The organism is Bordetella petrii (genome assembly GCF_020991325.1).
GTDB lineage: Bacteria > Pseudomonadota > Gammaproteobacteria > Burkholderiales > Burkholderiaceae_B > Bordetella_A > Bordetella_A petrii_E.
Genome location: NZ_JAJMLX010000274.1, coordinates 1 through 5,892, shown reverse-complemented (window position 1 = coordinate 5,892; position 5,892 = coordinate 1). Strand labels below are relative to the sequence as shown.

Below are 5,892 nucleotides of genomic sequence, written 5' to 3'. Positions count from 1 at the left end.
GGCGGCGGCCGCCTGGCGCCGGCGCCCTGAACCGCGGGCAACCCTGGTGCGCGCCGGACGGCCGCCACGACAACGATTCAGAACAGCACGGAGACAAGCATGACACGCACAAGCATGAAACGCCTGATGGCCATGACCCTGTTCGCGGCAGGCGCGGCCGGCGCTGCGCCCGCCTTTTCCGCGGCGTATCCCGACCAGCCGATACGCATCGTGGTGGGTTATTCGGCGGGCGGCACCACCGACATCCTGGCCCGCGCCCTGGGCGAGCAGCTGGGCAGGGAATTGAAGCAGTCCATCATCATCGAGAACAAGCCGGGGGCGGCCGGTAATATTGCCGCGGCCTACGTGCAGGATGCCCGGCCCGATGGCTATACCTTGTTCATGGCCACCGTTTCCAGCCATGGCATCAACCCCGCCCTGTACAAGCGCACGCTGGGCTATGACCCGGTGGGCGGCTTCGCGCCGGTGGCCATGGTGGCTTCCATTCCTCTGGTGCTGGTCAGCAATCCGAAGCTTCCCGCCAGCAGCGTGGATGAACTGGTGGCCCTGGCCAGGGCCAAGCCGGGCGAGCTGAACTATTCATCCAGCGGCAATGGCTCCCCCGTGCACCTGGCCGGCGCCATGTTCGCCCAGCAGGCGCAGTTGGACCTGGTGCACGTGCCGTATCGCGGCGGCGCGCTGGCCAATACGGCGGTCATGACAGGCGAGGCACAATTCAGTTTTGCCACGCTGCCCGGCGCCATGTCGCAGGTGAAGTCCAATAACCTGCGGGCCCTGGCCGTTACCACGCCGGACCGGTCCTCTCAGTTGCCCGATGTGCCGGCGCTGTCCGAGAATCCGGCATTCCAGGGCTTCGACATCAATACGTGGAATGCGCTGTTGGCGCCCAAGGGCACCCCGCAAGCCGTGGTGGACACGCTGAATGCCGCCATCAGGAAAGCCATGGAATCGCCGCGCCTGCGCCAGCATTTCGAGAAAGAAGGCGCCGTGCCCACGTTGAGCACGCCGGCCGAACTGGGCAGCTTCATCGACAGCGAGCTCGATAAATGGGCCGGCGTGGTGAAGTCAGTGAATATCCGCGTCGATTGAGATGAAGCCGCCCGCGAAGCGTCACGCGCTTCACGGATGTTGCCGGGTGTCTGGCTCCCGTCAGGGCGCCGGACACCCAGCCATACCCGCCGTTGCAACGGATCGGCGAAAGCGTTGTGCAGGGGTGCCGCAAGCCGGTGTCAGCCGCCGCCCAGCAGGTCGTAGGAATCAAGCAGGTCGTAGACGATCTCGGGTTTGCGGTCCAGGGCGCGGCGTATGGCCGCGGGCAGGGTTTGCCGGGTCTTGCTGCACAGGCCAGGCAGGTCGGCAATCTCGATCTGCAGGCCGCGCACGGTGCGCACTTCATTGGCACCGGGGGCCACGGTCAGCGAAATACCCAACAGGGCGCGCAGGCGTTCCTGCATGTGGCGCAGATCGTCCAGGCTGCTCAGGTTTTCCAGCCGGGCCACCAGCTTTTTTTCTTCTTCCTTGGTCAGGCGCAGGATACGAATATCGCCGCCAGGGGTGGCCAGGAGCCTGTCGCGGTCGCACACACAGGCCCCGGGCGGACATTCCTGGCGAATGGGAAACGGAGCATTCATCACGCCGACAACGGTATCACACGCGGCCCCGGCTACTTGGCGTAGACCAGGTCGCGCAGCCCCAGCGACAGGCCCGGCCAGTAGGTGATGACCAGCAGGCAGGCAATCACTACCAGCACGAAAGGAATCAGCGGCCGTATCAGCCGTTCCAGCGGCAGCTTGGCCACCGCGCAGGCGGCGAACAGGTTCACGCCGAACGGCGGGGTGATCATGCCCAGCGCCAGGTTCACCACCATGATGATGCCGAAATGCACCGGATCCACGCCAAACTGCATGGCCACGGGCAGCAGCAGCGGGGCCAGCACCACCACCGAGGCCGAGGTCTCGATGAACATGCCGATGAAGAACAGGGCGATGTTGACGCCCATCAGGAACATGGTTTTATCGTGGAACAGCTGGCCCAGCCAGGTGCCCAGCGCATCGGGCACGCCGGCGCGGTTGAGCAGGAAGCTGAATACGCCGGCGTTGGCGATGACGAACATGATGACTGACGTCGACACCACCGAGCGGTGCAGCGTGGCCGACAGTGTACGCACGCTGAGCTTGCGGTACACGAACATGCCCACCGCCACGGCGTAGATCACCGCTACCACCGAGGCTTCCGTGGGCGTGAACACGCCGCCGTAAATGCCGCCCAGGATGATCACCGGCATCAGCAGGGCCAGCCAGGCGCGCTTGAACGCCGGCCACAGCGGCAGCCGGCCGTCGCCGTCCTGTTTGCCCAGCCCGTTGCGCTTGGCGTACATCCACACGTACAGCATCAGGGCGGCGCCGATCAGGATGCCGGGCACTACGCCGGCGATGAATAGTTCGCCGGTGGAAGTGTCGGTGGACACGGCGAACAGGATCATGGGGATCGAGGGCGGGATGATCACGCCCAGCTCGGCCGCGCTGGCCTGCAGCGACGCCGCAAAGGGCGCCGGGTAGCCGTGGCGCACCATCGCCGGGATGAGGATGGCGCCCACCGCGAACGTGGTGGCCACGCTGGAACCCGCCACGGCGGCGAAGATCATGCAGGTCAGCACGCAGGTGCACGCCAGCCCCCCCTGGATGCCGCCCACCACGCTCTTGGCGAACTCGACCATGCGGTCCGATATGCCGCCGGCTTCCATCAGGTTGCCGGCCAGGATGAAGAAAGGCACGGCCACCAGCGGGTATTTATCCAGGGCCGCGTACAACTGCTGGGCCACCACCAGCCAGGGCAGGCCGCCCAGCGACACGCCCGCCAGGCTGGCCAGGCCGATGGCGACCGCCACGGGCACGGACAGCCCGAAGAAGATCAGCATCGTCAGAATCATCAATTGGGACATGGCAAGTTGCCTATAGTCAGTACGTGTCGGTCTTTTATTGCGCTACGGGAAGCGCGTTGCGCTCCGGGGGCGGGCTTTATCCCTGCGCGTCGTTGCGCACCGGGGCGGGCTCATCGGCGCCCAGCAGCCAGCGCACCAGCACGGCGATGGCGGCCAGCGTGGCGCCCACGGGTATGGCCAGGTAGATCCAGGAAATCGAGATGTCCAGGCTGGGTACATTCTGGAAGCGCACGCGGTAGGTCATGTGGCCGCCTATCCAGGCAATGAAGCCCAGGAAGCCAATGCAGATAACCGCGATCAGGTGTTCCAGCAGGCGCCGCTTGCGGCCCTGCAGCAGGCTGTGCAGCAGTTCCACGCTGATCATCGCGCCATGGCGGAAGGCCAGGGAAATGCCCAGCAGCACCGTCCAGATCAACAGCGCGCGGGTCAGCACTTCGCTCCAGTCCGACGGCGCTTGCAGGATGAACCGGGCAATGACTTGGTAAAAGCCTGCCGCCGCCGCGGCGACGAGCAAAATCTGGGCTAGGGCCGATACTCCCTTGAACAGGGAGCGTTCGGCGAATCGGATCAGGCGCATGATGGTTTCCGAATGCGGATCGGCGGTGTGAAACTAGGCGAAAAACAAGCCGGGCCGCCTGCGGGGCGGCCCGGCCGGGTCGGGCTTACTTGGTATTGCGGATGGCTTCGATCAGCGCCTTGTCATATTTTTTATAGTATTCGGCGTAGGCGGGTTCGACAGCGGCGGCGAACGCATCGCGATCGACGTCGGTGGTGACTTGCATGCCTTCCTTGCGCAACTGCTCGACGCCGGTTTTCTCGATGTTGTCGACGTAGTCGCGCATGGCCTGGGCCGACGCCTTGCCGGCCTTCTGGAAGCTGGCCTTCTCGGCATCTGACAAACCTTCATAGACGCTGGCCGACATCAGCACCAGGGCGGGGCCGTACACGTGGCCGGTCAGCGACAGGTACTTCTGCAGTTGCGACAGCTTGGCCGAGGTAATCACCGACAGGGGGTTTTCCTGGCCGTCGATGGTGCCCTGCTGCAAGGCGGTGGCTACTTCGGGCCAGGCCATGGGCGTGGGCAGGATGCCGATCGCGCGGAAAGCCGAGATGTGGATGGGGTTTTCAGTGGTGCGGATCTTCAGGCCCTTGGCGTCGGCGGGGGTTTTCACCGGCCGGACGTTGTTGGTCAGGTGGCGGAAGCCTTGTTCGCCCCAGGCCAGCGCGATGATGCCGCGATCGGGAAACTTGGCCAGCATGTCCTGGCCGATCTTGCTGTCCAGCACCTTGCGGGCGTGGTCCAGGTCGCGCAGCAGGAAGGGGATGTCGAACACACCGGTCTCGGGCACGAAGTTCAGCGTGGCGCCCGTGGACACAATGGCCAGGTCGATGGTGCCGATCTGCAGGCCTTCGATCACTTCGCGCTCACCGCCCAGCGCGCTGTTGGCGAACTGCTGCACCTTGTACTTGCCGCCGGTGGCGCCTTCGATGGACTTGGCAAAGGCTTCCGCGCCGGCCCCATAGTGGGACGAGGTGGACAAGGCGTACGCCATCTTCAGGGTATTCTGGGCGGCCGCGGGCAGCGCGGCGGTAGCGGCGCAGGCCGCCAGCAGGGTGGCGGCAAGCCAAGTCTTACGCATGGTGTCTTCTCCAGTGAACAAATATTGGTATTGGCGCGTCGAATGTCACGCCCAGCGCGCATGATAGCGGGATTCCCCTGACAAACAGACCATTGGTTACCATTGCAAAATGATGGATTTCCCTGATTTTTCTCAACGCCGGCCCTCGCCGGGCCTGATGGCCGCCCTGCGCCAGGGCGCGCGCATGATGATGCGCGACGCCCGCGCCGGCGAATTGCGGCTGCTGGTGCTGGCGCTGGTAGTGGCGGTGGCCGCGGTAACCAGCGTGGGTTTCCTGGCCGACCGCGTCGGCCGCGCTCTGGAGCGCGATGCCAGCCAGATGCTGGGCGCCGACCTGGTGCTGGATGCTGACGAGCCCATTGCCGGCGAATTCAGCAATGCCGCCCGCCAGCGTGGGCTGGACGTCTCTCGCACTTTGCAGTTTCCGTCCATGGCCAGCGCGGGCGATGCCGCCCAGTTGGTGTCCTTGAAGGCGGTCGAGCCGGGGTACCCGCTGCGCGGCAGCCTGAGGGTGGCGGATGCGGCCTATGCCGAAGGCGCGCCCACCCGCGATATCCCGGCGCCGGGCACGGTGTGGGCCGACGCCCAGTTGCTGGCCTTGCTGGGAATCGGCGTGGGCGATACCGTGGGCCTGGGAGACGCCCGGTTCCGCGTGGCCCGCGTCATTACCTACGAGCCGGACCGCGGCATGCAGTTCGTGAATGTCGCGCCGCGCATCATGATGCGCGCCGACGACCTGCCCGCCACCGGCCTGGTAACCCTGGGCAGCCGCATCGACTACGCCTTGCTGGCCGCGGGCGAACCCGCGCAGGTGGCGGATTATTCCGCTTGGCTGGGCCAGAACCTGCAGCGCGGCCAGAAGCTGGCCACGCTGGAATCCGGGCGGCCAGAAGTCCAGCGCACGCTGGACCGCGCGCAACGTTTCCTGTCGCTGGTGGCCCTGCTGGCGGTGCTGATCTCGGCGGTGGCGGTGGCCCTGGCCGCCGGACGCTTCATGACCCGCCACCGCGACGGCATCGCCGTCATGCGTTGCCTGGGCGCGGTGCAGTCGCAGATCACCCGCATGCTGGTGCTGGAATTCACGTTGGTGGGGCTGTTTGCCTCGGCGGCCGGGTGCCTGCTGGGCTACGCCGTGCACCAGGGGCTGGTGCTGGCGCTGGGCAATCTCATCGACACGCAATTGCCGCAGCCATCGGCGGTGCCCGCCTTGCAGGGCCTGGTCACGGGCGTGCTGCTGTTGCTGGGGTTCGCGCTGCCCACGTTGGCCCAACTGCGCCATGTGCCGCCCGCGCGCGTGCTGCGGCGCGACGC

Annotated in this window: 6 protein-coding genes; 2 read left to right on the top strand and 4 right to left on the bottom strand. The window is 66.0% G+C overall.

All coding sequences use genetic code 11. From position 1 onward, the window contains the following. Positions 1–114 precede the first annotated feature (114 nt). On the top strand, positions 115–1,089 hold the full coding sequence (locus LPZ50_RS20595; protein WP_419195620.1) for a Bug family tripartite tricarboxylate transporter substrate binding protein: 975 nt from the start codon (positions 115–117) through the stop codon (positions 1,087–1,089). A 140-nt stretch (positions 1,090–1,229) separates the two neighbouring features. On the opposite strand, the gene LPZ50_RS20590 is transcribed toward LPZ50_RS20595, so the two are convergent. From LPZ50_RS20590 to LPZ50_RS20575, 4 genes are all read right to left on the bottom strand, one after another. Continuing rightward, entirely contained in the window at positions 1,230–1,631 is a 402-nt protein-coding gene (locus tag LPZ50_RS20590; protein ID WP_230664482.1) for a hypothetical protein, read from the bottom strand. A 32-nt stretch (positions 1,632–1,663) separates the two neighbouring features. Next, positions 1,664–2,941, bottom strand: coding sequence for a TRAP transporter large permease (locus tag LPZ50_RS20585; RefSeq protein WP_230664480.1), 1,278 nt, complete (start codon positions 2,939–2,941; stop codon positions 1,664–1,666). Between the two features lie 76 nt (positions 2,942–3,017). Continuing rightward, the gene (locus LPZ50_RS20580; protein WP_230664478.1) at positions 3,018–3,518 is read right to left on the bottom strand and encodes a TRAP transporter small permease; all 501 of its coding nucleotides are present in this window, start codon (positions 3,516–3,518) and stop codon (positions 3,018–3,020) included. Positions 3,519–3,603: 85 nt separating this feature from the next. After that, complete coding sequence (locus tag LPZ50_RS20575; protein WP_230664476.1) at positions 3,604–4,581, bottom strand: TRAP transporter substrate-binding protein; 978 nt, start codon at positions 4,579–4,581, stop codon at positions 3,604–3,606. 109 nt (positions 4,582–4,690) lie between these two features. Here LPZ50_RS20575 and LPZ50_RS20570 point away from each other — a divergent pair. After that, positions 4,691–5,892: ABC transporter permease (locus LPZ50_RS20570; protein ID WP_230664474.1), on the top strand; the 1,202-nt coding region annotated here is incomplete at its 3' end.